The sequence below is a fragment of the Vibrio sp. J1-1 genome (assembly GCF_021728395.1).
GTDB lineage: Bacteria > Pseudomonadota > Gammaproteobacteria > Enterobacterales > Vibrionaceae > Vibrio.
Genome location: NZ_JAKKCM010000007.1, coordinates 190746 through 214286 on the forward strand (window position 1 = coordinate 190746; position 23541 = coordinate 214286).

The window sequence follows — 23541 nt, forward strand, 5'->3', positions numbered from 1 at the left end:
TACAACATGTCACAAGAAAATTCAAAACGCTTAAATAAGTTCATTAGCGAAACAGGCTTTTGTTCACGTCGAGAAGCCGACAGACTGATCGAACAAGGCCGTGTCACCATTAATGGTATACAACCAGAAATGGGCACAAAAGTCTTACCAGGTGATGATGTTTGTGTCGATGGCAAGCCTGTCGCCGCGAAAGAGAAACCTGTTTATATCGCGTTAAACAAGCCGACCGGTATTACCTGTACGACAGAACGAGATGTACCGGGCAACATTGTCGACTTTATTGGACATAAAAAACGTATTTTCCCTATCGGTCGTCTAGATAAACCGTCTGACGGTCTAATCTTTTTGACCAACGACGGTGACATCGTTAATAAAATTCTTCGTGCTGGCAACAACCACGAAAAAGAGTACGTGGTTCGCGTCGATAAACCAATTACTGGCGAGTTTCTTAAACAGATGTCGAGCGGTGTGAAAATCCTCGATACGGTGACGTTGCCATGTAAAGTGACTAAAGAAACCAAGTTCTCGTTCCGTATTGTACTGACTCAAGGTCTGAACCGTCAGATACGCCGTATGTGTGAAGCCCTGGGCTACGAAGTCTATAAACTGCGTCGCGTCCGCATAATGAACATTTCATTAGATGGTATTCCGAATGGTAAATGGCGTTATCTCACGGATGCTGAAGTAGCCGAAATCATGGCAATGTGTGATGGTTCTGTCGGTACTGAAGAAGCATCTAAAGTGGATGCTAAAGGGCGTAATATTCGAAAAGCGACTGACGCTAAACTGTTTGACAGTCGTGACGAAAACCAAGACTCAACTGCTCGTCGCAACCAAAATCCGCGTACATTCCGTGGTAAAAACGCCGATGAGTTCCGTCATGCGCCTAACTCTAAGAAAGGTCAACAAAGACGCCGTCAGGACAACGACACCCCTCGCCCAAACAAAGAGAGCTTTAACGCGAAAGCGCAAGATTCCGATCGTAACCCGACTAAACAAAAAGTGCGTTACGACAATCCAAACGCGGCTAAACCATCTCAGCCAGTAAAACGTAATAACAACACATTAAGCTTGAAAAAGTAATTTATCGCTGCATGAAAAGTAGAAAGGACGCCAATGCGTCCTTTTTATTTGTCTGCCACTCTTCGGTCACCACTTATAAACACAAAGGTGCAAATTGACCACGAGTTAAAGTCAGCAAATCTTGGGGAGCAAGTTCTATTTCCAGCCCTCGCTTACCTGCACTCACACAAACTGTTTCTTGCTCTTTGGCACTTTCGTGTAAAAAAGTGGGCAGTGCTTTCTTTTGACCAAGCGGACTGATCCCCCCGACCACATAGCCCGTTGTTTTCTGCGCAATCTCAGGATCTGCCATATCAGCCTTTTTTCCTTTTGCCGCTTTTGCCGCTTTTGCTGCCAGTTTAAGATTTAATTTCTGGTCAACAGGAATGATGGCTACAGCAAGGTTTTTTGGCTCGCCGTTTAAACAAAACAGCAAGGTTTTAAATACTTTTTTTGGATCTTGTCCCAATACTTCAGCAGCCTCCAAGCCGTAGCTATCAGCTCTTGGATCATGTTCATACTGATGTATGGTGTGTGGCACTTTTTTCTTTTTCGCAAGATTAATGGCCGGAGTCATCAAGATTCTCCTTATGAAAATAAAAACGCAGCTTGCGATAAATGAAGCTGCGTTTTTAGTTAATGATATCAGCGATTTTGAGTCAATCGCTTTTTCTCTATCAAGCGTTATTGATAAATAACATTTTCAGTTGCGTATTTGATTTGACCCGTAGGCGCATAACGATTGACATCAATCGGACTGTGAGACTCGAGATATTCTTTTAATACTTCAGCATCGGTAAAGCCCGTATTCACGTAGCCTGCATGAGTATCAATTTTCGGATAGCCATCGCCACCTGCAGCATTATAGCTTGGTACGGTAAAACGATAGTTGCCATCTAAGCTCAACTGTTTGTTTCCAATAAAGACATTGGTCACCTCGCCATTCTCAACACTCAAGGAGATCCCCGCAAACTGAGCATAGGCTCCTGAATCAACAGGCTTCGTAGCGACAACGTTCAAATAATCCAAAACCTCTTGGCCGGACATGTCTACGTAAGTCACCATATTGCCGAATGGCTGAACCGTCAGGACGTCCTTGTAGGTAATGTCTCCTTTTTCAATTGAGTCGCGAACACCACCTGAGTTCATCACCGCAAAGTCTGCTTTGGCGCGCTCCATATGAGCGGTTGCAATCAGACGGCCAAGATTAGTTTGCTTAAATCGCACCACATCACGATCACCTTCCAGCTTGCCATTTGACTCTGCAATTTTTACGTTTAGCTGTCCCTGCCCTTTATCTTGATAAGGACGCAGGAATTCAAGCATCGATTCATCCTGAACAATCTCATCTTCAACTAGAACACGCTCTGACTGCCCATTTATTTCCACTTTCTTCTTCAAGTTAACCGGGATAAGGTCGTAACTCACCATCGAAAGTTCGCCGTTACGAAACTCATAATCTGCGCGACCAACATACTTCCCCCACTCATAGGCTTGCACGATGTAAGTCCCATTTTGTTGGTCTGGTTGACACTCATCACTCGGCTTGAAGTTTTTCTTCATGACGTTAGGGCCTTCCATACAAACAGGCTCCTGCGAGTGACCGCCGACAATCATGTCCAAATCACCTTCATTTAAGTAACGTGCTAATGCCACATCACCCGGTGCGTTAATGCCACGGTTGCCATTCTCATAGTGCCCCATATGAGTGACAGCAAAGATCAAATCGGGATACTCGGTCTTTTTCAGCTCAGCGATCAGTTTTTTCGCTTCCTCTTTTGGATCACGGAAGTCCACTTGACCTATGTATTCAGGATTACCCAACTTCGCGGTATCTTCTGTAGTAAGACCAATAACTGCAATCTTGACGCCTTGCTTATTGAACATCGCATAAGGCTGGAACATACGTTTACCGGTTTCTTTCGAATAAATATTGGCAGACAACATTGGGAAAGTCGCCCATTCCTGCTGCTTAAATAGAACGTCTAACGGATTATCAAACTCGTGATTACCGAGAGCCATAGCATCATAGCCAATTTTGCTCATACCTTTAAAATCAGGTTCAGCATCTTGTAAATCTGACTCTGGAACTCCCGTGTTGATATCTCCTCCAGAGAGAAGCAAAAGGCTTCCGCCCTCAGCTTCCACTTCTTCACGTAAATCATCAATTAGTGTTTTACGTGCTGCCATGCCGTACTCTGCGTATTTGTTCTGCCAAAAACGACCATGGTGATCGTTAGTATGCAGTACCGTTAATCGGTAAGTCGTATCGGTATTCCATTCACGGGCGGGTTGGGTTGCACATCCAGCGAGAGTTGCCAGAATGACCGCACTCAACGCGGTTCTTACCATCAGACGTTGCTTCATTGTTTTACCTTGTCTTATTTGAGTCCACTGCTATCGCACTTTTTAAACACGCTTACCAGCCACTTCGCTAAAGCACGAAACAAAATGTGGCTGTTCTAACGTATTGATTTGTTAATTATGGTCAATTGTCATATGAACTCAAACTCAACAATGACAGTTTGAGACTTCTGTTATTTCAGGCAAAAAAATAGCCAACTCAGAGTTGGCTATTTTTCGTCCGGAGAACACTAATTATTTAATGTCGATGTCCGCAAAGCTCTTAATGAGATCGTCTAGCGACTTCATTTGCGCCAAAAATGGCTCTAACTTGTCCAGCGGTAATGCAGATGGGCCATCACAACGCGCTTGCTCTGGGTTCGGGTGCGCTTCAATGAACAAACCCGCAATGCCCGTTGCAAGGCCGGCTTTTGCCAACTCAACCGTCTGCTCACGACGACCGCCCGATGCTGCACCTGACGGGTCACGCATTTGTAGAGAGTGCGTCACGTCAAAAATGATTGGGCTGCCTTTTGATGCGTTTTTCATTACGCCAAAACCAAGCATGTCTACCACTAAGTTGTCGTAACCATGGCATGAGCCGCGTTCACATAGAATGATTTTATCGTTACCACACTCTGCAAACTTCTCAACGATGTTACCGACTTGACCAGGACTCATGAACTGAGGTTTTTTCACGTTGATTACCGCGCCTGTTTTCGCCATCGCTTCAACAAGGTCAGTCTGACGCGCAAGAAATGCAGGAAGCTGGATAACATCCACTACGTCTGCGACTGGCTGTGCCTGAGCTTCAGTGTGAACATCCGTGATGATTTTCACGCCAAATGTGTCTTTTAGCTCTTGAAAGATCTTCATACCTTCTTCAAGGCCAGGGCCACGGTATGAGTGAACAGAACTGCGGTTTGCTTTGTCGAACGACGCCTTAAATACGTACGGAATGCCCAGTTTTTCAGTCACTTTTACGTAGTGCTCACAGATCTGCATCGCAAGATCACGAGACTCGAGAACGTTCATACCTGCAAATAGGGTGAATGGCTTGTCGTTAGCAACCTGAATGTCGCCAATATTAACGATTTTCTGTTCCATTTTGATTCTCTTTTTCTATTCACGATAAGCTTCTAACCGCTTATCGGTAACATTAATGTAATGTGGTGTGCTTCTCAGTCATCACGTTTACTTGTGATTTTAGTAGCTCTGAAGCCGGATCATCAGGGCACTGGTCAATAAAGTACTGGAAATCAGACGCCGCGACTTGATGGCACTCTAACTGCTGAAAGATAAACCCGCGATCACGTATCTCATATGGGTCATCCGGAACAAACGTGAGTGCTAGATTGGTACAGCGCAGTGCCAACGTGTAACGCTCTTCACGCAGCATGGCACTTTTGATCAGAGCAAGCCATCGGCCTATAACAGTCGGATTGTCAGCTTCTTCGAAATGCTTCGGCTTGAGCTGTGCTAGTGGCCCTTCTTGACCAATTAACCAAGCCTGGAGAATTCGCTCTCCTACGTATTCGCCGTTAAACGGATTAATGTAATCTGGCGTCTTGTGCATCCAATCTATTTTCAGCAAAAACTGCGTTGGAAAAGTAATGCCTTTTAACGGGAAGCCGAGCTTGTTACCCAGATACAATAAAATCGAGCCCAAACTGACTGGAATGCCTTTTTTACGCTCTAACACTTTATCGATAAAGCTGTTATCAGAGTTAAAATACTCTTGGTCATCGCCTTTAAAGCCCCACTCCTGGAAGAAAAGGCGTAAAAACGAATCGAAGCGCTGCTCTTCATTCGTTTCATGAACTAAAGCAACTTCCGCTTCCTGGTATAGGCGTTCCAGCTCTTGTTTCGCCCAATGTACATTGGTCTCAGGATCGACAGACTTGTTAAGCTCTAACGCTCCTTCCACCAGCGCCATATTGTCAAAATCTTCGTCAAAAAACTCAACCATGACTGTTACCCAAATAAAGTCGGACTCTTAGACACTGCAATATTAGCGGCCATCACTAACCAGCCTAAAGCGCCGAAGAAACCGAAAATTTGTAGTAGTTTGTTTTTGGCTAACTTCAAAGCGAAGAAGCCCAGAGCAATGTACGCTAACACACAAGTGATCTTGTTGGTTAGCCAAGGAGCTGCGTCAGTAAATGGAATGAAGCCAGTTACGAAGATCAGAGCGATACCAGATAGTAGTAGCGCAGTATCAACAATATGCGGGAACACTTTCAAAAAACGGTTGTTACGTTTTGGCGAGTTCATCATCATCAACACGAAGCGAATCGACAACAATGTCGCACTGAGTGCAATGGTTAGGAGGTGAATATGTTTTAGAGCTACGTACATTTTTCTTCTCTTAGTTTAAAGTTGCTGACTTTCTCGTTATTGTTCAGCGGCAAAACAACCAAGGGTCACCCGATCGTTGCCAGCGTAATCTTGTTCAGTAACGACTTCTTGATAACCAAAGCGACACATGATGTCTCTCACCGCTTGCCCCTGATCGTAGCCGTGCTCGAACACAAGCCAACCACCCTCTTCAAGGTACTGACGAGCAGCATTAGAGATATAACGAATGTCTGCTAGTCCACCTTCATCAGCCACAAGTGCAGATTTTGGTTCGAAGCGAACATCACCTTGTGCTAAGTGCGGATCTTTTTCATCGATGTACGGGGGGTTAGAAACAATAAGAGCAAACTTTGTTCCCGGAACAATAGGTTCGAACCAACTTCCCTGAGTAAACGTCACATTCTTGATGTTTAGTTGCTCAGCATTGTATTCAGCCAGCTCTTTCGCTTCTTGCTTAAGATCGACCCCCATCACCTGACGATTCGGCATTTCAGAAGCCAAAGCTAAAGCGATGGCCCCCGTTCCGGTACCTAAGTCCAGGATAGAGCCACTCTGCTCAAAGGTTTTATCTAAGGCGACTTCGACCAAACGCTCGGTGTCCGGTCTTGGAATCAACGTAGAAGGGGAAACTTTCAAAGGTAAAGACCAGAACTCACGCTCACCAATAATGTAAGCCACTGGCTCTCCAGCTAAACGTCTCTCAAGCAAAGTATCAAACTGCACTTGTTGTTCGTCTTCTAATACTCGTTCAGGCCAGGTAAGTAGATAACTTCTTGGCTTGCCAAGGACATGACAAAGCAGGACTGCCGCATCGAGAGAAGGCGACTCTTTGCCGCCCTCTGTCAGTTTTGCTGTGGCACTTTTCAGTGCTTGCTCAATAGATTGAACTTGAGTCATCGATTAAGCGTTCTCAGCTAGCGCCGCTAGTTGGTCTGCTTGGTGCTCTTGAACAACAGGGTCGATCAAGCTTTGCAGGTCACCTTCCATCACTTCATTCAAACGGTAAACCGTCAGGTTGATACGATGGTCAGAAACGCGACCTTGTGGGTAGTTGTAAGTACGAATACGGTCACTACGGTCACCAGAACCTAGCAGGTTACGACGTGTATCAGACACTTCAGCCGCGCGCTTCGCTTCTTCTGCCTGAATAATACGTGCAGCAAGTACTGCCATCGCTTTGGCTTTGTTTTTGTGCTGTGAACGCTCGTCCTGACACTCTACCACGGTACCCGTTGGTAAGTGCGTAATACGGATTGCAGAGTCCGTGGTGTTAACGTGCTGACCACCCGCGCCTGATGCACGGAAAGTATCGATTTTAAGATCCGCAGCTTTAATCTCTGGGATTTCAGCTTCAGGAATTTCAGCCATAACCGCGACGGTACAAGCAGAAGTATGTACACGGCCTTGAGATTCAGTTGCAGGGACACGCTGTACACGGTGGCCGCCTGACTCAAATTTCAATATGCCGTAAGCGCCATCGCCACTTACTTTGGCAATCATCTCTTTGTAACCGCCGTGCTCTGCTTCATTTGAAGACATTACTTCTATGCGCCAACCTTTTTTCTCCGCGTACTTGCTGTACATACGGAACAGATCACCCGCAAAGATACCCGCTTCATCACCACCGGCACCAGCACGAATTTCTAGGAAACAATTGCGATCGTCGTTTGGATCTTTTGGCAGAAGAAGAATTTGCAGTTCATCAGCAAGGCGCTCAATGGTTTCTTTCGCTTCTTTAATTTCTTCTTGCGCCATTTCACGCATTTCTTCGTCGTCTTCGTTTGCCATCTCTTCAGCGGCAATCAGATCGTCTTGCGCTTGTTGGTAAGCCTGGAAGCACTTAGTTAATTCTTCTAGCTGAGAGTACTCTTTTGATAGAGCACGGAATTTGTCCTGATCTCCAATTACGTCAGGATCACCAAGAAGATGTTGAACTTCTTCGTAACGTTCTACTAGCGTTTCTAGCTTAGTCAGAATAGAGGCTTTCATAGTGTCGTTTTCTTAATAAAAAAGCGTGAGTTATAGATCATCCAAGCCAAGTGTTTGGCGGATAATCGTTAATTTTGCTGGTTCGCCTTGCTCAGCAGCACTCTGAAGTGCTCGAGTTGGGGCGTGAATCAGTTTATTGGTGAGTTTATTACTGAGCTCGCGCAGAACTTTTTCCGGGTCTGTACCAGCCGCCAATGATTGTAAGCTTTTGCTCAATAACTCTTCACGTATATTGTTTGCTGACTCGCGATAATCGCGAATACTGTCGACCGCTTGCAGTGAACGCAACCACGTCATAAACGCAGCACTTTCCTCACTCACAATCGCTTCCGCCTGAATGGCTTCTACTTTTCTCTGCTCAATATTGCTGTCAATAATCGACTGCAGATCATCGACGGAGTACAAGTAAGCGTCGTTAAGCTCACCAACTTGAGGCTCTACGTCTCGTGGTACAGCAATATCAACCAATAAGATAGGTTGATGACGACGTTTTTTTAGAGCCGTTTCGACCATGCCTTTACCAATAATAGGTAGCGGGCTTGCCGTGGAGCTAATGACAATATCGGCTCTGGCAAGATGGTCAGGAATTTCGTTTAAGCTGATCACTTCCGCTCCAAACTGGTCCGCTAAGCCTTGTGCGCGTTCTTTAGTGCGGTTAGCCACAATCATTTTAGAGCAGCCGTTTGAAGCTAAATGCTTGGCAACCAGCTCAATGGTTTCTCCCGCACCAACCAAAAGAACCGTGGAGTCAGCCAGTGATTCAAAAATATGTTTCGCCAGTGTACATGCCGCATAGGCCACCGACACTGCATTGCCGCCAATATCCGTTTCTGTACGCACACGTTTCGCAACAGAAAACGTTTTTTGGAACAGCTTATCAATCGATGCGTCAACCGTCTGGTGTTCACGCGAATCGGAAAAAGATTGCTTCACCTGCCCTAAGATCTGAGGCTCACCCAACACTAGAGAGTCGAGACCACATGAAACGCGCATTAAGTGCTTTATAGCAGACTGCTCTTCATGCACATACAAACTCGGCATCAGCTCTTCCCGGCTCACATCATGGAACTGGACTAGCCAATCGATTACCTTGTTTCGTGATCCTTGCTTTACATCGCAGTACAACTCGGTTCGGTTACAGGTTGAAATGATAACACTGCCGTTTACCGCTTCGTGCTTTCTAAGTTGCTCGAGGGCCGGGCCGAGTTTATCCGGTCCAAACGCCACCTTCTCGCGCAAGTCGACAGACGCTGTATTGTGATTGATTCCAATAGCAAGCAAGGACATCTAACGTGGTATCTCTGAGATCGATTATGAAATAGGTTCAGAATTTTACTGTAAGCACGCATTTATTGAAAGGGCAAGCCGGATTTGTTTTCCTAACTCCGACTTTTCAATGCTATAGTTGTGAGCGAATACCGATGAAACTGATTAATAAGCCATCAAACATGACCTTACGCTCCTTTATTATATTTGTCTTGTCGAGTCTCCTGCTCGCTGGCTGTAGCTCTGTTCCGGAAAGTATCACCAGCGTGGAATGGCAAACGCACGAAAAAAAACTTGAAGCTATTCATGATTTTCAAGTGACAGGCAAACTTGGCTATATTGGGCCAGACCAAAGACAAAATCTTAATTTCTTCTGGAAACACTCAACGGCACTAAGTCAACTTCGTTTGACGACGATTCTTGGTCAAACCGCACTGAACCTAACCATCACACCGGACGGTGCGACTGTAGAGACCTACGATGATCAAGTTCTCTCTGCACGCCATGCCAATCAACTGATATTCCAACTAACCGGATTAATGATGCCGGTAGAGCACATGCCTGACTGGCTGCTAGGTCTACCAACCGACGCAGACACGTTCCAACTCTCCTCGGCCAATACACTGCAAGCCTTGAACAAGCAGATTGGCTTATACGACTGGAACATCGATTACCAACGCTACCGCGATGTACAATGGCATGAGCAAGCATTGCCGCTGCCAAACCGGTTAAAGCTGACCACGTCGGACGTAAAAATAAATCTCCTGATCACTAAATGGAACATCACTCAATGATCGACATTTCAACCCGCTGGCCTTCACCGGCGAAATTGAATCTCTTTCTTTATATTAATGGCCGCACTGAAAACGGCTATCACGAGCTACAAACACTTTTCCAATTCGTGGATCATGGTGACGAACTCACCATTCAAGCCAATAAAACAGGAAACATCACCCTCTCTCCCGAAATTGAAGGTGTCCCACTTCAGGATAATTTGATTTGGAAAGCCGCGACGGCTTTACAAGAATATGCTCACTGTGATTTTGGCGCACACATTGATCTGCACAAAGTCTTGCCTATGGGTGGTGGGATCGGAGGAGGATCATCAAATGCCGCAACAACTCTGGTGGCACTTAATTACCTGTGGCAGCTAAATCTCAGTGATGATGAACTTGCTCAAATTGGCTTGAAACTTGGCGCTGACGTGCCAGTATTTGTACGTGGGTTTGCTGCATTTGCTGAAGGTGTAGGAGAAAAACTTTCTCCCGCTTATCCGGAAGAAAAGTGGTACCTCGTCGTAAGACCTAATGTCTCGATCGCCACCGTTGACGTATTTCGTCATCCAGATTTAACACGAAACACCGAAAAACGGGATCTAGCCACACTTTTGGACACACCAAACGTAAACGATTGCGAAAAAATTGTTCGAATGCTCTATCCGGAGGTTGATAAGCAACTTTCTTGGCTGCTACAATACGCGCCGTCAAGATTGACTGGGACAGGATCTTGCGTTTTTGCTGAATTTTCGAGCAAATCAGAAGCAGAAACTCTCCTTGCACAACTCTCTGATGATGTCTCGGCATTTGTCGCTCAAGGGCGCAATACTTCGCCATTAAAAGAGACTTTGGCTGAATACCAATCAGCCACACACCGACCTAATTAAAACTGGACGCAAACCCGAGGTTTCCACCGTGCCTGATATGAAGCTATTTGCTGGTAATGCAACACCTGAACTAGCCCAACGTATTGCTGATCGTCTTTACATCTCTCTTGGTGATGCATCTGTTTCTCGCTTTTCTGATGGCGAAGTTGCAGTTCAAATCAATGAGAATGTTCGTGGTAGCGATGTTTTCATCATTCAATCCACTTGTGCACCGACTAACGACAACCTAATGGAATTGGTTGTTATGATTGATGCAATGCGCCGTGCTTCAGCAGGCCGTATCACTGCAGTTATCCCTTACTTTGGTTACGCTCGTCAAGACCGTCGTGTACGTTCTTCTCGTGTGCCAATTACTGCAAAAGTTGTTGCTGATTTCCTATCTAACGTTGGTGTTGACCGCGTTCTGACTATCGACCTACACGCAGAGCAGATTCAAGGCTTCTTCGATGTACCTGTAGACAACATCTTCGGTACACCAGTACTACTAGAAGACATGCAAGCTCGTGGCCTAGAAAACCCTGTAGTGGTTTCTCCTGACCTTGGTGGCGTTGTACGTGCTCGTGCAACTGCTAAAGCGTTGGGTGATATCGATATCGCTATCGTTGATAAGCGTCGTCCACGTGCAAACGTGTCTGAAGTTATGAACCTAATCGGTGATGTTGAAGGTCGCGACTGCGTGATCGTTGATGACATGATCGACACTGGCGGCACACTATGTAAAGCAGCAGAAGCGCTAAAAGAGCGCGGTGCTAAGCGTGTATTCGCTTACGCAACTCACGCTGTATTCTCAGGTAACGCGGCACAAAACATCGGCAACTCTGTACTAGACCAAGTGATCGTAACCGATTCAATCACTATGTCTAAAGAGATGGAAGCGACAGGTAAAGTGACCACACTAAGCCTATCTCGCATGCTGGCTGAAGCGATTCGTCGTATCAGCAACGAAGAGTCAATTTCTGCAATGTTCAACTAATTCGGACATTTCAGTTACACTGATTTTTAAAACACCCCTTTTGGGGTGTTTTTTATTTGTGCGCAGGACACAGCCAATGGTGGCTCATTGAGGAAATGATCAATCTCAACCGAGTTCCCCCACTGTCAGTTTTCTGTGCTATCATACTGCGCTTTTTGAGATTCCAGAGAGATCCTAACCTTGAGTCAACAAATCAAACTTCTCGTTGGTCTTGCTAATCCGGGACCAGAATATGCCAAAACTCGCCATAATGCGGGCGCTTGGGTTGTAGAAGAATTAGCACGCGTTCACAACATTACGCTGAAGAACGAACCAAAGTTCTTCGGGTTGACCGGACGTATCATGGTCAACGGACAGGATCTCCGTTTGCTTATTCCAACCACTTTCATGAATCTTTCGGGAAAATCTATCGCCGCTCTGGCGAAGTTTTACCAAATAAAACCAGAAGAAATCATGGTTGCTCATGACGAGCTAGACTTACCGCCAGGTGTCGCTAAGTTTAAAAAAGGTGGCGGTCACGGCGGTCACAATGGCCTGCGTGACACAATAAGCAAATTAAGCAACAACAAAGATTTTTATCGTCTTCGTATCGGCATTGGCCATCCGGGACACAAAGATAAAGTGGCAGGTTTTGTACTAGGTAAAGCTCCAGCAAAAGAACAAGAGCTTTTGGACGCCGCAACCGATGAATCGGTGCGTTGTCTAGACATTCTGATCAAGGATGGCCTATCAAAAGCACAGAATCGCCTCCACACGTTCAAAGCTGAATAAGGTTACTATCATGGGTTTTAAATGTGGCATCGTTGGTCTACCTAACGTTGGTAAATCAACTCTGTTTAACGCACTAACTAAAGCAGGCATCGAAGCAGCAAACTTCCCGTTCTGTACGATCGAACCAAACACTGGTGTAGTTCCTGTGCCAGATCTACGTCTAGATGCACTAGCAAAGATCGTTAACCCACAGAAAGTGCTGCCTACTACAATGGAATTCGTCGACATCGCTGGTCTAGTAGCGGGTGCATCACGTGGTGAAGGTCTAGGTAACAAATTCCTAGCAAACATCCGTGAAACTGATGCGATCGGTCACGTTGTACGTTGTTTCGAAAACGACAACATCGTTCACGTAGCAGGTAAAGTATCTCCAATTGAAGATATTGAAGTAATTAACCTTGAGCTAGCAATGGCTGACCTTGATTCTTGTGAACGCGCGATCCAGCGTAACGCGAAGAAAGCAAAAGGCGGCGATAAAGACGCGAAATTCGAGCTAACTGTACTTGAAAAGCTTCTTCCTGTGCTAACAGAAGGCGGTTCAGCGCGTACCGTTGAGCTTGCTAAAGAAGAGCTAGCGGCAATTGGCTACCTAAACTTCCTTACGCTAAAGCCAACCATGTACATCGCTAACGTGAACGAAGATGGTTTTGAAGACAACGCATACCTAGATGCTGTACGTGAATTTGCAGCAAAAGAAAACAACGTTGTTGTTCCTGTGTGTGCTGCTATCGAGTCAGAAATGGCTGAGCTAGAAGATGACGAGCGTGAAGAGTTCCTAGCAGACCTAGGTATCGAAGAGCCAGGTCTGAACCGCGTGATTCGCGCAGGTTACGAACTGCTAAACTTACAAACTTACTTTACCGCTGGCGTAAAAGAAGTTCGTGCATGGACAATCCCTGTCGGGGCAACAGCGCCAAAAGCAGCAGCGAAGATCCACACTGACTTTGAAAAAGGCTTCATCCGTGCGGAAGTTGTTGGTTACGACGACTTCATCGAATTCAACGGTGAAAGTGGTGCGAAAGACGCAGGAAAATGGCGTCTGGAAGGTAAAGAATACATCGTAAAAGACGGTGATGTTATTCACTTCCGCTTCAACGTTTAATTAAATGAATGAATTTTAAACACTTCATTTACATAAAAAGCCAGCATGATTGCTGGCTTTTTTTATCCCTTCAACAAAAGACCTGAAGTTAACTACCTAGCTGCAAGCGATTTTTTTTCCAGTTTTAGATCATAAACACGCCTCTTTGTTTAAAAAGGAAGCGAACGAGGTTTTTTCCGAGATTTATTTAAAAAAACTGTTGACGGATCTTACTCAACTTCGCATAATGCGCGCCGTTCCCGACAACAAGGCAACGAAGTGTTGAGAACGAAAAATATGGTTTTGGCTACGTAGCTCAGCTGGTTAGAGCACATCACTCATAATGATGGGGTCACAGGTTCGAATCCCGTCGTAGCCACCATTCCTAAATACTCTTTGAAAGAGTGATTAGGAATAGATGCGGAAGTGGCGGAATTGGTAGACGCACCAGATTTAGGTTCTGGCGCCGCAAGGTGTGAGAGTTCAAGTCTCTCCTTCCGCACCATATTTTAAGTAGTTTTAGACTACTGCCTGCAGGTCTATCGCCAAGCGGTAAGGCAGCGGCTTTTGATGCCGCCATTCCCTGGTTCGAATCCAGGTAGACCTGCCACTATTCAAAGTGGAGATTCCTTCATAAAGGGGTTGTCACTTAGAGCGCGAAGGTTTATATTGTCTCGCTCAAAAAGATGGCTACGTAGCTCAGCTGGTTAGAGCACATCACTCATAATGATGGGGTCACAGGTTCGAATCCCGTCGTAGCCACCATTCTTTCTTTTTGAAAGAACTATCTTTGTGATAAAGAAAAACAACTGTTAGTTTTTACCAATTAACTGATAGTTTATAGAGTTCAAGACGCGGAAGTGGCGGAATTGGTAGACGCACCAGATTTAGGTTCTGGCGCCGCAAGGTGTGAGAGTTCAAGTCTCTCCTTCCGCACCATCTTGATTTAACTCTATTAAAGAATATATGCGGAAATGGCGGAATTGGTAGACGCACCAGATTTAGGTTCTGGCGCCGCAAGGTGTGAGAGTTCAAGTCTCTCTTTCCGCACCATTCTTTCTCTATGTAAATAGAGATCTAAGTAGTCATTAGACTATTTAGCTGTAGGGCTATCGCCAAGCGGTAAGGCAGCGGCTTTTGATGCCGCCATTCCCTGGTTCGAATCCAGGTAGCCCTGCCAATATTTCTCCTTGAAATATAGGAAAACGATATTGAGATTTTACCAATTATCTTGATATCTATAGATTAAGTTGCGGAAGTGGCGGAATTGGTAGACGCACCAGATTTAGGTTCTGGCGCCGCAAGGTGTGAGAGTTCAAGTCTCTCCTTCCGCACCATTCTTTCTCTATGTAAATAGAGATCTAAGTAGTCTTTAGACTATTTAGCTGTAGGGCTATCGCCAAGCGGTAAGGCAGCGGCTTTTGATGCCGCCATTCCCTGGTTCGAATCCAGGTAGCCCTGCCATATTTCTTTGAAATAAAAGTTCCTTGAAATATAGGAAAACGATATTGAGATTTTACCAATTATCTTGATATCTACGATCAAGATGCGGAAGTGGCGGAATTGGTAGACGCACCAGATTTAGGTTCTGGCGCCGCAAGGTGTGAGAGTTCAAGTCTCTCCTTCCGCACCATTCTTGATTAAACAATTTGAGTTGGCTACGTAGCTCAGCTGGTTAGAGCACATCACTCATAATGATGGGGTCACAGGTTCGAATCCCGTCGTAGCCACCATTTATAACGTTATAAAGGTTTTACCAATTACCTTTATAACTACAGAATAAGTTGCGGAAGTGGCGGAATTGGTAGACGCACCAGATTTAGGTTCTGGCGCCGCAAGGTGTGAGAGTTCAAGTCTCTCCTTCCGCACCATTTATTCATGATAAGTAGTCTCTGACTATTCATCTGTAGGGCTATCGCCAAGCGGTAAGGCAGCGGCTTTTGATGCCGCCATTCCCTGGTTCGAATCCAGGTAGCCCTGCCATATTTCTTTGAAATAAAAGTTCCTTGAAATATAGGAAAACGATATTGAGATTTTACCAATTATCTTAATATCTATAGATCAAGATGCGGAAGTGGCGGAATTGGTAGACGCACCAGATTTAGGTTCTGGCGCCGCAAGGTGTGAGAGTTCAAGTCTCTCCTTCCGCACCATTCTTGATTAAAAATTTGAGATGGCTACGTAGCTCAGCTGGTTAGAGCACATCACTCATAATGATGGGGTCACAGGTTCGAATCCCGTCGTAGCCACCATTGATTAGATTTTAAGCCTAGGCTTACAGTCATGTAGATTTAAGATGCGGAAGTGGCGGAATTGGTAGACGCACCAGATTTAGGTTCTGGCGCCGCAAGGTGTGAGAGTTCAAGTCTCTCCTTCCGCACCATCTTAAACTCATCTACAATATCAAAATATGCGGAAGTGGCGGAATTGGTAGACGCACCAGATTTAGGTTCTGGCGCCGTAAGGTGTGAGAGTTCAAGTCTCTCCTTCCGCACCATTCTTTCTTTATAGAAAGATCATAGTCTTAAGACTATACTTGTAGGGCTATCGCCAAGCGGTAAGGCAGCGGCTTTTGATGCCGCCATTCCCTGGTTCGAATCCAGGTAGCCCTGCCATATACAACGATGTTGAGATTTTACCAATTATCTTGATATCTATAGATTAAGTTGCGGAAGTGGCGGAATTGGTAGACGCACCAGATTTAGGTTCTGGCGCCGCAAGGTGTGAGAGTTCAAGTCTCTCCTTCCGCACCATTATCGGAAAACCCAGCATTAGTTTGCTGGGTTTTTTCTTTTTCCTGATTCTGGACTCGGTAGATCTCTGATTTATCGAATTAAAAAAGCGAGCTCTTGGCTCGCTTTTTTTCTATCCGCTATTTGCTATTTGCTATTTGCTATTTGCTTCAGATTACATCCCCAGCGCGTACTTCAACACTTGCGCTTTAATTGGCCCTGAATGTTCAGCCAACTTTAATGCCGCGTTGCGAGCAAACTTCAAAGGCCCTAAGTCATTGCTAAAGCCTTTGTAAAAAAAGTCCATACCCGTTTGCATTAACAGATTATCAGGACGACGTACTCGCTCATATTTGGCCAAAAGCGGCTCTGTGAGTTCTTCTTGACCTTGTGTAACCGACAGCAACACATCAACATCTTTAAAGCCCAAGTTCACACCCTGCCCAGCTAACGGGTTGATGGTATGTGCAGAATCTCCGACGAGTACGCAGCCTCTATTTGAATATGACTGAGCATGACGGCGAGTCAAAGGGAACGAACCAAACTGCAGAACCTCTATATCGCCTAACTCTTTCGGGAAGTAATTTATAATTTCGTTTTTTAATTGCGGCTTGGTCATCGCACAAAGTTGCTTGATGCGTTTTGGCGAATCATACCAAACCAGAGATCCTTGCCCTACTTTCTGACCATTTTCAGTAAGTGAACACAAAGGTAAGAAAGAGCGAGGGCCACTTGGGGTGAACTGTTGCCAGGTAATATCTTGTTGAGGTAGCTCAGTCTTAACATTGATCAGCATACAGTGTTGGCGGTAATCCCAAGCAGTAATTCCGATTCCGGCCAGCTGACGTACTTTTGAGTTTGCCCCATCCGCACCAATCACCCATTGAGCTTCAAACACTTTACCACTTTCTAGCGTCACCAAGTTAACGTCACCAAACTCGATTGTTTTTAAGCGTTCAGGGCATTTCAATGTTAGATTTTCGTACTGCTCAAAGGCTTGCCATAAGCCTAACTGAATTAAACGATTTTCAACAATATAACCAAGTTGCTCTAAAGACAGTTCATCGGAATGGAATCGCGTGCGACACTCTGGGTGCTCCCATGTTTCCAAACGACGGTAAGGACAGACACGCATCGCTTGAATCGATGCCCACGCACCAAGTGATTCAAGCAACTTAACGGATTGGTGTGAGATCGCGGAGACGCGAATATCCATCGCTTGTAACGGTTCAAATACCTTTGGCTCTGTACCTTCGACAACAACAACACTCCTGCCCTGTTGTGCGAATCCTATTGCGATTGCTGCTCCAACCATGCCTCCACCAATTACGGCGATGTCATATCTGTTCATTTTTTGTTCTTCATTATCTTGATTAAATTGCCTTTTCAATTGTACTTTCAGCCATTCCATTTACAAAACGGTTTATCTTTTCTAGTAATAAAGATGTGTACTCTGAGTGAATTTACACGTTTGGACATGGAGTGTTTGTGCCTGTTTAGCGAGCTAAAAAACCTTGTTCGATATAAGGCAAAAGCCTAGATTTCATCAGGCTTTGCAGAGAATTAGCCAGATCACTAGTCAGGTGCTTTTTAAAGCAGTACAATACGCCGCTTACCGCCGTGATGGCGGCTATAATTTGAGCAATAGCTCTCCGATTTAAGTACAACTGAACGAGCGAAAGTGAGATGAGTAAGAAACTGCTAATTAAAACCTGGGGCTGCCAGATGAACGAATACGATTCATCAAAAATGGCCGACCTGCTTAATGCTGCAAACGGCTATGAGCTGACGGAAGAGCCAGAGGAAGCAGACGTACTTCTACTTAACACCTGTTCGATCCGTGAAAAAGCGCAAGAAAAAGTTTTCCACCAGCTTGGCCGTTGGAAAACACTAAAAGATAAAAAACCTGGCGTAGTCATCGGCGTGGGTGGTTGTGTAGCAACACAAGAAGGCGACCATATTCGTGAGCGTGCACCGTACGTTGACGTTATTTTTGGCCCACAAACTCTGCACCGCCTGCCAGAGATGATCAAACGGTCTCAATCTGACGACGCTCCAGTCATGGACATTTCTTTCCCAGAAATTGAAAAGTTTGACCGTCTGCCTGAGCCACGCGCGGAAGGTGCAACGGCTTTCGTTTCGATTATGGAAGGCTGTTCTAAGTACTGTACTTACTGCGTCGTGCCATACACACGTGGTGAAGAAGTTAGCCGTCCGATGGATGACGTATTGTTCGAGATCGCTCAGCTGGCAGAACAAGGCGTGCGTGAAGTTAACCTACTAGGTCAAAACGTAAACGCGTACCGTGGTCCAATGCACGACGGTGAGATTTGTTCTTTTGCAGAACTGCTTCGTCTGGTTGCATCTATCGACGGTATCGACCGTATTCGTTTCACCACTAGCCACCCGCTAGAGTTCACAGACGACATCATTGCTGTTTATGAAGATACACCAGAGCTAGTAAGCTTCCTGCACTTACCAGTACAAAGTGGTAGTGACCGTATCCTAACGATGATGAAGCGTCCACATACTGGCATTGAATACAAGTCTATCATCCGTAAACTACGTAAAGCTCGTCCTGATATTCAGATCAGTTCTGACTTTATCGTTGGTTTCCCAGGTGAAACAGACAAAGACTTTCAAGACACCATGAAGCTGATCAAAGATGTAGACTTTGACATGAGCTTCAGCTTTATCTTCTCTCCACGTCCTGGTACGCCAGCAGCGGATTACCCATGTGATGTATCTGAACAAGAGAAGAAAGAGCGTTTGTACGAACTACAGCAAACCATCAACGCACAAGCTATGCGTTACTCTCGCTTAATGCTTGGTACAGAGCAGCGTGTACTGGTTGAAGGCCCTTCTAAGAAAAACCTAATGGAACTGCGCGCTCGTACAGAAAACAACCGTGTAGTAAACTTTGAAGGTAGCGCCGACCTAATTGGTCAGTTCGTTGACGTGAAGATCGTAGACGTATTTGCAAACTCATTGCGTGGTGAGCTAATACGTACTGAAAAAGACATGGACCTTCGTAGTGTGATTTCACCAACACAAATGATGGCGAAAACACGTCGCGAAGATGAGCTGGGTGTAGCTACTTTTACGCCTTAAGCTCGTACAAATAGCCATGGAGAGCCTGGTCGTTATCAGGCTCTCAGTAAATGGCAAAAATGAGAGGCAACATTGAGCAATAAAATCGTAACTCTAGAAATCAACCTAGAACCTTCAGACAACCGCCGACTTGCTAGCCTGTGCGGTCCATTCGATGACAACATCAAGCATTTAGAACGCCGTCTGGGCGTTGAAATCAACCACCGTAGTGACCACTTTACCATTGTAGGTAAACCTCATACTTCTGCAGCCGCGCTTGATATCCTGAAAACACTTTATGTCGATACTGCACCTGTGCGTGGAGAGATCCCAGACATCGAACCTGAGCAGATCCATTTAGCGATCAAAGAGACAGGCGTTCTGGAACAAAACACCGAGTCAAATATTGAGCATGGTAAAGAAGTCTTTGTCAGAACCAAAAAAGGTGTGATCAAACCACGTACTCCTAACCAGGCCCAGTACTTGGTTAACATGGTGACTCACGATATCTCGTTTGGTATTGGCCCGGCAGGTACGGGTAAAACCTACTTAGCGGTAGCAGCAGCGGTGGATGCGTTGGAACGCCAAGAAATCCGTCGTATCCTTTTGACTCGTCCAGCGGTTGAAGCGGGCGAAAAACTGGGCTTCTTGCCTGGTGACCTAAGCCAAAAGGTTGACCCATACCTTCGCCCACTGTATGACGCCCTGTTCGAGATGCTCGGTTTTGAGCGCGTTGAAAAACTGATCGAACGTAATGTGATTGAGGTTGCGCCATTGGCATACATGCGTGGTCGTACCCTGAATGATGCATTTATCATTCTGGATGAGAGCCAAAACACGACTGTAGAGCAGATGAAAATGTTCCTGACACGTATCGGCTTTAACTCACGTGCGGTCATCACTGGTGACGTGACTCAAATTGACTTGCCACGCGGTGCAAAATCAGGCCTTCGTCATGCCATTGAAGTACTGAGTGAAGTTGATGATATCAGCTTTAACTTCTTCCAAGCAGATGACGTTGTGCGTCACCCTGTTGTCGCTCGCATTGTTAACGCGTACGAGAAATGGGAAGCGCAAGACCAGAAAGAGCGTAAAGAGTTTGAAAAGCGTCGTCGTGAAGAACGAGATGCCAAACTGCTTGAAGCGGCAAAAGCTGAGCTAAGCGCTCAAGTTACTGCGACTAAGGAATAAAGATGGCGATTGAACTTGATCTTCAACTGGCAGTCGAAAACCAAGAAGGCTTACCTTCTCAGGAAGACTTTCAACTGTGGCTAGATAAGACTATTCCTCTGTTTCAGCCGCAGGCAGAAGTCACCATTCGCATTGTCGATGAGCAAGAGAGTCACACTTTAAATCACGAATATCGTGGTAAAGATAAACCAACCAACGTGCTATCTTTCCCATTTGAAGTACCTCCGGGTATAGAAATGGATCTGCTTGGTGATTTGATTATTTGCCGTCAAGTGGTTGAAAAAGAGGCGATAGAACAGAATAAACCTCTGTTAGCACATTGGGCGCATATGGTTGTACATGGCAGCTTGCATCTGCTAGGTTATGATCATATCGAGGATGACGAAGCCGAAGAGATGGAGTCCCTCGAAACAGAAATCATGCAGGGTATGGGTTATGAAGACCCTTACATTGCTGAAAAAGAGTAACCTCGGTTGCTCAACAGGGAAAGGCGAATCACCTAAATTGCCCTCGTGTTCGCCTTTCTACGTGAGCTATCACACTTCTGATAGCGTTACTTAATTGAGAAACAATGAACGAAGATAATTCTCCCTCTTCTAGCGAAGGTAAGAAAGAAAAGGCAGAAGGTCCGAGTAGAAAGTCCTTCTTTGAACGTCTAGGTCAACTTTTCCAGGGCGATCCTAAAGACCGCCAAGAGCTTGTGGATGTTATCCGCGACTCAGAAGAAAATGACCTGATTGACCACGACACCCGCGATATGCTCGAAGGTGTTATGGAAATCTCCGAAATGCGCGTGCGTGACATTATGCTCCCGCGTTCGCAAATGGTCACTGTTGAGCGCACTTACGATTTAGATACGCTAATCGCGCTAATTACGGATGCTCAACACTCGCGTTACCCTGTTATCAGCGAGGATAAAGACCATGTGGAAGGCATTCTACTTGCGAAGGACTTACTCAAATACTTAGGCTCAGGCAGCAACCCATTTGATATTGAAGAAGTAATTCGACCTGCAGTTGTGGTTCCGGAAAGCAAACGTGTCGACCGCCTGCTAAAAGAGTTCCGCGAAGAACGCTATCATATGGCGATTGTTGTTGATGAATTCGGCGGCGTTTCAGGCCTCGTAACCATTGAAGATATCCTTGAAGAAATCGTTGGCGATATCGAAGATGAGTTCGACGAGTCCGAAGAGAATGATATTCGTAAACTAAGCAAACATACGTTTGCTGTCAGAGCTCTGACAACGATTGAAGAGTTTAATGAGACATTCGGCACCAACTTCAGCGATGAAGAGGTGGATACTGTAGGTGGTATGGTAATGACTGCCTTTGGTCACTTGCCTTCTCGTGGTGAACTGGTTGAAATTGAAGGTTATAATTTCAAAGTCACCGCTGCCGATAACCGTCGTGTCATTCAACTCCAAGTGACCATTCCAGACGAAGAAACACTGGTTGAAGCCACTCAAGAGTAACGCGATACCCTACCGGGAATATCAGAAAATATAATGATGAATGTACTCTTTCATCGCCTCAAGCGGCCTTTAGTGGCCGCTTTTGTTGGCGCTTCCACAACCCTGGCTTTTGCTCCTTACCAACTATGGCCTATCGCTATTCTTAGCCCTGCCATACTGCTCATCCTTCTCGCCAACCAGACGCCTAAACGCGCACTTTGGATTGGTTACTCGTGGGGCCTTGGCCAATTTGCTACCGGCGTCAGCTGGGTATACGTCAGTATTGCTGGCTTTGGCGGTATGCCGCTGATTGCCAATCTATTCTTAATGGGTCTGTTAGTTGCCTATCTGGCAATCTACTCTGGCCTGTTTGCCTGGCTAAAGAACAAATTCTTTCCTCAATTTACCTTACCGACCGCACTGCTTGCAGCGCCAGCTCTTTGGTTAATTACCGATTGGCTACGTGGCTGGGTAATGACCGGTTTCCCTTGGTTGTGGCTCGGATACAGCCAGATTGACTCCCCGCTGGCGAGCTTTGCACCCATTGGCGGTGTTGAGCTTCTCACTCTGTTTATTATTATCTCAGCTGGCGCATTGGCTTACGCTTGGATTCATAAACAATGGCTTGTAGTTGTAATACCTGCTGTACTTTTGAGCGCAGGTTTTGGTATCCGTCAGTATGACTGGGTAACTCCTCGTTCACAGGACGTCACCAAAGTCACGCTAATCCAAGGCAATGTTGACCAGAACCTGAAGTGGCTGCCAACACAGCGCTGGCCAACCATTATGAAGTACACCGACCTGACTCGTGAAAACTGGGATTCAGACATCATTGTCTGGCCAGAAGCCGCAATTCCGGCATTTGAGATTGAAGTGCCTTCATTCCTGCAAAATCTAGACAGTGCAGCGAAAATGAATCACAGCGCCATTATCACGGGTGTGGTGAACCAAGATGAAGATCGACAGTTCTACAACAGCATTCTTTCTCTAGGTGTCACGCCATATGGCGATTACAGCTTTGATTTGAATGAACGCTACCATAAGCATCATTTGCTACCGTTTGGAGAGTTTGTACCGTTTGAGGATATTTTACGTCCACTTGCGCCGTTCTTTAATTTGCCAATGTCTTCATTCAGTCGTGGTGACTTCGTTCAGCCAAACATCGTAGCGAATGGCAAGCACATGGCGCCCGCTCTGTGTTACGAAATCATTTTTAATGAGCAGGTTCGTCAAAACGTGAACGACGAAACAGACTTCATCCTGACACTGTCTAACGATGCGTGGTTTGGACATTCTATTGGCCCGCTTCAGCATATGGAAATTGCCCGTATGCGCGCACTGGAGCTGGGCAAGCCGTTGATTCGCTCAACGAATAATGGATTAACAGCCGTCACAGACCACAGAGGTAAGATTATCGAGCAGGTTCCTCAGTTTGAAACCGCAGTGCTGCGTGCAGAACTGACGCCAACCGATGGTAAAACACCCTATCGCATCGTTGGCACCTGGCCATTGTATATTTGGGTAGCGTTAAGCTTGATGCTCGCTTGGTGGATACCAAGAAAGACAAAGTAA

20 protein-coding genes and 19 tRNA genes are annotated in these 23541 nt (G+C 45.7%); 30 read left to right on the forward strand and 9 right to left on the reverse strand.

Annotated elements, in window-relative coordinates; genetic code table 11:
- Positions 1–6: 6 nt before the first annotated feature.
- Positions 7–1083 carry a 23S rRNA pseudouridine(2604) synthase RluF gene (gene rluF, locus L3V31_RS13290; RefSeq protein ID WP_237316491.1) on the forward strand — a complete coding sequence of 359 codons (1077 nt, stop codon included), beginning with the start codon at positions 7–9 and terminating at the stop codon, positions 1081–1083.
- Positions 1084–1156: 73 nt separating this feature from the next.
- On the opposite strand, the gene ybaK is transcribed toward rluF, so the two are convergent.
- The 8 genes from ybaK to hemA form a co-directional block, all read right to left on the reverse strand.
- Complete coding sequence (gene ybaK, locus L3V31_RS13295) at positions 1157–1639, reverse strand: Cys-tRNA(Pro) deacylase (RefSeq protein WP_237316492.1); 483 nt, start codon at positions 1637–1639, stop codon at positions 1157–1159.
- A 107-nt stretch (positions 1640–1746) separates the two neighbouring features.
- On the reverse strand, positions 1747–3429 hold the full coding sequence (gene ushA / locus L3V31_RS13300; protein WP_237316493.1) for a bifunctional UDP-sugar hydrolase/5'-nucleotidase UshA: 1683 nt from the start codon (positions 3427–3429) through the stop codon (positions 1747–1749).
- A 231-nt stretch (positions 3430–3660) separates the two neighbouring features.
- Positions 3661–4512: a 3-deoxy-8-phosphooctulonate synthase gene (kdsA, locus tag L3V31_RS13305; RefSeq protein ID WP_237316494.1), complete on the reverse strand. Its 852-nt coding sequence runs from the start codon at positions 4510–4512 to the stop codon at positions 3661–3663.
- Between the two features lie 52 nt (positions 4513–4564).
- Complete coding sequence (locus L3V31_RS13310) at positions 4565–5374, reverse strand: SirB1 family protein (protein ID WP_237316495.1); 810 nt, start codon at positions 5372–5374, stop codon at positions 4565–4567.
- Positions 5375–5379: 5 nt separating this feature from the next.
- Positions 5380–5763, reverse strand: a complete 384-nt coding sequence (locus L3V31_RS13315; RefSeq protein WP_237316496.1) for a SirB2 family protein — start codon at positions 5761–5763, stop codon at positions 5380–5382.
- Positions 5764–5799: 36 nt separating this feature from the next.
- Positions 5800–6660, reverse strand: a complete 861-nt coding sequence (prmC, locus tag L3V31_RS13320) for a peptide chain release factor N(5)-glutamine methyltransferase (protein ID WP_237316497.1) — start codon at positions 6658–6660, stop codon at positions 5800–5802.
- Positions 6661–6663: 3 nt separating this feature from the next.
- Complete coding sequence (gene prfA / locus L3V31_RS13325; protein ID WP_237316498.1) at positions 6664–7752, reverse strand: peptide chain release factor 1; 1089 nt, start codon at positions 7750–7752, stop codon at positions 6664–6666.
- Between the two features lie 30 nt (positions 7753–7782).
- Positions 7783–9039 carry a glutamyl-tRNA reductase gene (gene hemA, locus L3V31_RS13330; RefSeq protein WP_237316499.1) on the reverse strand — a complete coding sequence of 419 codons (1257 nt, stop codon included), beginning with the start codon at positions 9037–9039 and terminating at the stop codon, positions 7783–7785.
- A 134-nt stretch (positions 9040–9173) separates the two neighbouring features.
- Here hemA and lolB point away from each other — a divergent pair, with 134 nt between their 5' ends.
- From lolB to L3V31_RS13450, 24 genes are all read left to right on the forward strand, one after another.
- Positions 9174–9812 carry a lipoprotein insertase outer membrane protein LolB gene (gene lolB, locus L3V31_RS13335; protein WP_237316500.1) on the forward strand — a complete coding sequence of 213 codons (639 nt, stop codon included), beginning with the start codon at positions 9174–9176 and terminating at the stop codon, positions 9810–9812.
- On the forward strand, positions 9809–10681 hold the full coding sequence (gene ispE, locus L3V31_RS13340; protein WP_237316501.1) for a 4-(cytidine 5'-diphospho)-2-C-methyl-D-erythritol kinase: 873 nt from the start codon (positions 9809–9811) through the stop codon (positions 10679–10681). Before lolB ends, ispE begins: the two co-directional genes overlap by 4 nt.
- 28 nt (positions 10682–10709) lie before the next feature.
- Complete coding sequence (locus L3V31_RS13345) at positions 10710–11654, forward strand: ribose-phosphate pyrophosphokinase (RefSeq protein ID WP_014231062.1); 945 nt, start codon at positions 10710–10712, stop codon at positions 11652–11654.
- Positions 11655–11834: 180 nt separating this feature from the next.
- Positions 11835–12425: an aminoacyl-tRNA hydrolase gene (gene pth / locus L3V31_RS13350; protein WP_237316502.1), complete on the forward strand. Its 591-nt coding sequence runs from the start codon at positions 11835–11837 to the stop codon at positions 12423–12425.
- A gap of 10 nt (positions 12426–12435) precedes the next feature.
- Positions 12436–13527: a redox-regulated ATPase YchF gene (gene ychF / locus L3V31_RS13355; RefSeq protein ID WP_014231060.1), complete on the forward strand. Its 1092-nt coding sequence runs from the start codon at positions 12436–12438 to the stop codon at positions 13525–13527.
- Between the two features lie 284 nt (positions 13528–13811).
- Positions 13812–13888 (forward strand) — tRNA-Met (locus tag L3V31_RS13360).
- A 38-nt stretch (positions 13889–13926) separates the two neighbouring features.
- Positions 13927–14011, forward strand: a tRNA-Leu gene (locus tag L3V31_RS13365).
- A gap of 30 nt (positions 14012–14041) precedes the next feature.
- Positions 14042–14116 (forward strand) — tRNA-Gln (locus L3V31_RS13370).
- Between the two features lie 78 nt (positions 14117–14194).
- Positions 14195–14271: transfer RNA gene (locus L3V31_RS13375), tRNA-Met, on the forward strand.
- Between the two features lie 89 nt (positions 14272–14360).
- Positions 14361–14445 (forward strand) — tRNA-Leu (locus L3V31_RS13380).
- Positions 14446–14474: 29 nt separating this feature from the next.
- Positions 14475–14559 (forward strand) — tRNA-Leu (locus L3V31_RS13385).
- A gap of 52 nt (positions 14560–14611) precedes the next feature.
- Positions 14612–14686: transfer RNA gene (locus L3V31_RS13390), tRNA-Gln, on the forward strand.
- Positions 14687–14758: 72 nt separating this feature from the next.
- A tRNA-Leu gene (locus L3V31_RS13395) sits at positions 14759–14843 on the forward strand.
- 52 nt (positions 14844–14895) lie between these two features.
- Positions 14896–14970, forward strand: a tRNA-Gln gene (locus tag L3V31_RS13400).
- 84 nt (positions 14971–15054) lie between these two features.
- A tRNA-Leu gene (locus L3V31_RS13405) sits at positions 15055–15139 on the forward strand.
- 23 nt (positions 15140–15162) lie between these two features.
- Positions 15163–15239: transfer RNA gene (locus L3V31_RS13410), tRNA-Met, on the forward strand.
- Positions 15240–15292: 53 nt separating this feature from the next.
- A tRNA-Leu gene (locus tag L3V31_RS13415) sits at positions 15293–15377 on the forward strand.
- A 37-nt stretch (positions 15378–15414) separates the two neighbouring features.
- Positions 15415–15489: transfer RNA gene (locus L3V31_RS13420), tRNA-Gln, on the forward strand.
- 85 nt (positions 15490–15574) lie between these two features.
- Positions 15575–15659 (forward strand) — tRNA-Leu (locus L3V31_RS13425).
- 22 nt (positions 15660–15681) lie between these two features.
- Positions 15682–15758 (forward strand) — tRNA-Met (locus L3V31_RS13430).
- A gap of 46 nt (positions 15759–15804) precedes the next feature.
- A tRNA-Leu gene (locus L3V31_RS13435) sits at positions 15805–15889 on the forward strand.
- Between the two features lie 29 nt (positions 15890–15918).
- Positions 15919–16003: transfer RNA gene (locus L3V31_RS13440), tRNA-Leu, on the forward strand.
- Positions 16004–16046: 43 nt separating this feature from the next.
- A tRNA-Gln gene (locus tag L3V31_RS13445) sits at positions 16047–16121 on the forward strand.
- 53 nt (positions 16122–16174) lie between these two features.
- Positions 16175–16259 (forward strand) — tRNA-Leu (locus L3V31_RS13450).
- 154 nt (positions 16260–16413) lie between these two features.
- Here L3V31_RS13450 and L3V31_RS13455 read toward each other — a convergent pair.
- Positions 16414–17589, reverse strand: coding sequence for a 2-octaprenyl-3-methyl-6-methoxy-1,4-benzoquinol hydroxylase (locus L3V31_RS13455; RefSeq protein WP_237316503.1), 1176 nt, complete (start codon positions 17587–17589; stop codon positions 16414–16416).
- A 335-nt stretch (positions 17590–17924) separates the two neighbouring features.
- On the opposite strand from L3V31_RS13455, the gene miaB reads away from it, so the two are divergent.
- From miaB to lnt, 5 genes are all read left to right on the forward strand, one after another.
- The gene (miaB, locus tag L3V31_RS13460; protein WP_237316504.1) at positions 17925–19349 is read left to right on the forward strand and encodes a tRNA (N6-isopentenyl adenosine(37)-C2)-methylthiotransferase MiaB; all 1425 of its coding nucleotides are present in this window, start codon (positions 17925–17927) and stop codon (positions 19347–19349) included.
- 72 nt (positions 19350–19421) lie between these two features.
- Positions 19422–20519, forward strand: a complete 1098-nt coding sequence (locus L3V31_RS13465; RefSeq protein ID WP_237316505.1) for a PhoH family protein — start codon at positions 19422–19424, stop codon at positions 20517–20519.
- Positions 20520–20521: 2 nt separating this feature from the next.
- Positions 20522–20986: an rRNA maturation RNase YbeY gene (gene ybeY, locus L3V31_RS13470; RefSeq protein ID WP_237316506.1), complete on the forward strand. Its 465-nt coding sequence runs from the start codon at positions 20522–20524 to the stop codon at positions 20984–20986.
- Between the two features lie 104 nt (positions 20987–21090).
- Entirely contained in the window at positions 21091–21990 is a 900-nt protein-coding gene (gene corC / locus L3V31_RS13475) for a CNNM family magnesium/cobalt transport protein CorC (protein WP_237316507.1), read from the forward strand.
- Positions 21991–22023: 33 nt separating this feature from the next.
- Positions 22024–23541, forward strand: a complete 1518-nt coding sequence (lnt, locus tag L3V31_RS13480) for an apolipoprotein N-acyltransferase (RefSeq protein WP_237316508.1) — start codon at positions 22024–22026, stop codon at positions 23539–23541.

Coding starts and splice junctions, on each gene's coding strand:
- L3V31_RS13455 (WP_237316503.1), bottom strand. CDS start 17,589: ATGAACAGATATGACATCGCCGTAATTGGTGGAGGCATGGTTGGAGCA.
- ybeY (WP_237316506.1), top strand. CDS start 20,522: ATGGCGATTGAACTTGATCTTCAACTGGCAGTCGAAAACCAAGAAGGC.
- kdsA (WP_237316494.1), bottom strand. CDS start 4,512: ATGGAACAGAAAATCGTTAATATTGGCGACATTCAGGTTGCTAACGAC.
- miaB (WP_237316504.1), top strand. CDS start 17,925: ATGAGTAAGAAACTGCTAATTAAAACCTGGGGCTGCCAGATGAACGAA.
- L3V31_RS13310 (WP_237316495.1), bottom strand. CDS start 5,374: ATGGTTGAGTTTTTTGACGAAGATTTTGACAATATGGCGCTGGTGGAA.
- prfA (WP_237316498.1), bottom strand. CDS start 7,752: ATGAAAGCCTCTATTCTGACTAAGCTAGAAACGCTAGTAGAACGTTAC.
- ispE (WP_237316501.1), top strand. CDS start 9,809: ATGATCGACATTTCAACCCGCTGGCCTTCACCGGCGAAATTGAATCTC.
- prmC (WP_237316497.1), bottom strand. CDS start 6,660: ATGACTCAAGTTCAATCTATTGAGCAAGCACTGAAAAGTGCCACAGCA.
- corC (WP_237316507.1), top strand. CDS start 21,091: ATGAACGAAGATAATTCTCCCTCTTCTAGCGAAGGTAAGAAAGAAAAG.
- rluF (WP_237316491.1), top strand. CDS start 7: ATGTCACAAGAAAATTCAAAACGCTTAAATAAGTTCATTAGCGAAACA.
- lolB (WP_237316500.1), top strand. CDS start 9,174: ATGAAACTGATTAATAAGCCATCAAACATGACCTTACGCTCCTTTATT.
- L3V31_RS13315 (WP_237316496.1), bottom strand. CDS start 5,763: ATGTACGTAGCTCTAAAACATATTCACCTCCTAACCATTGCACTCAGT.
- lnt (WP_237316508.1), top strand. CDS start 22,024: ATGATGAATGTACTCTTTCATCGCCTCAAGCGGCCTTTAGTGGCCGCT.
- ushA (WP_237316493.1), bottom strand. CDS start 3,429: ATGAAGCAACGTCTGATGGTAAGAACCGCGTTGAGTGCGGTCATTCTG.
- ybaK (WP_237316492.1), bottom strand. CDS start 1,639: ATGACTCCGGCCATTAATCTTGCGAAAAAGAAAAAAGTGCCACACACC.
- hemA (WP_237316499.1), bottom strand. CDS start 9,039: ATGTCCTTGCTTGCTATTGGAATCAATCACAATACAGCGTCTGTCGAC.
- ychF (WP_014231060.1), top strand. CDS start 12,436: ATGGGTTTTAAATGTGGCATCGTTGGTCTACCTAACGTTGGTAAATCA.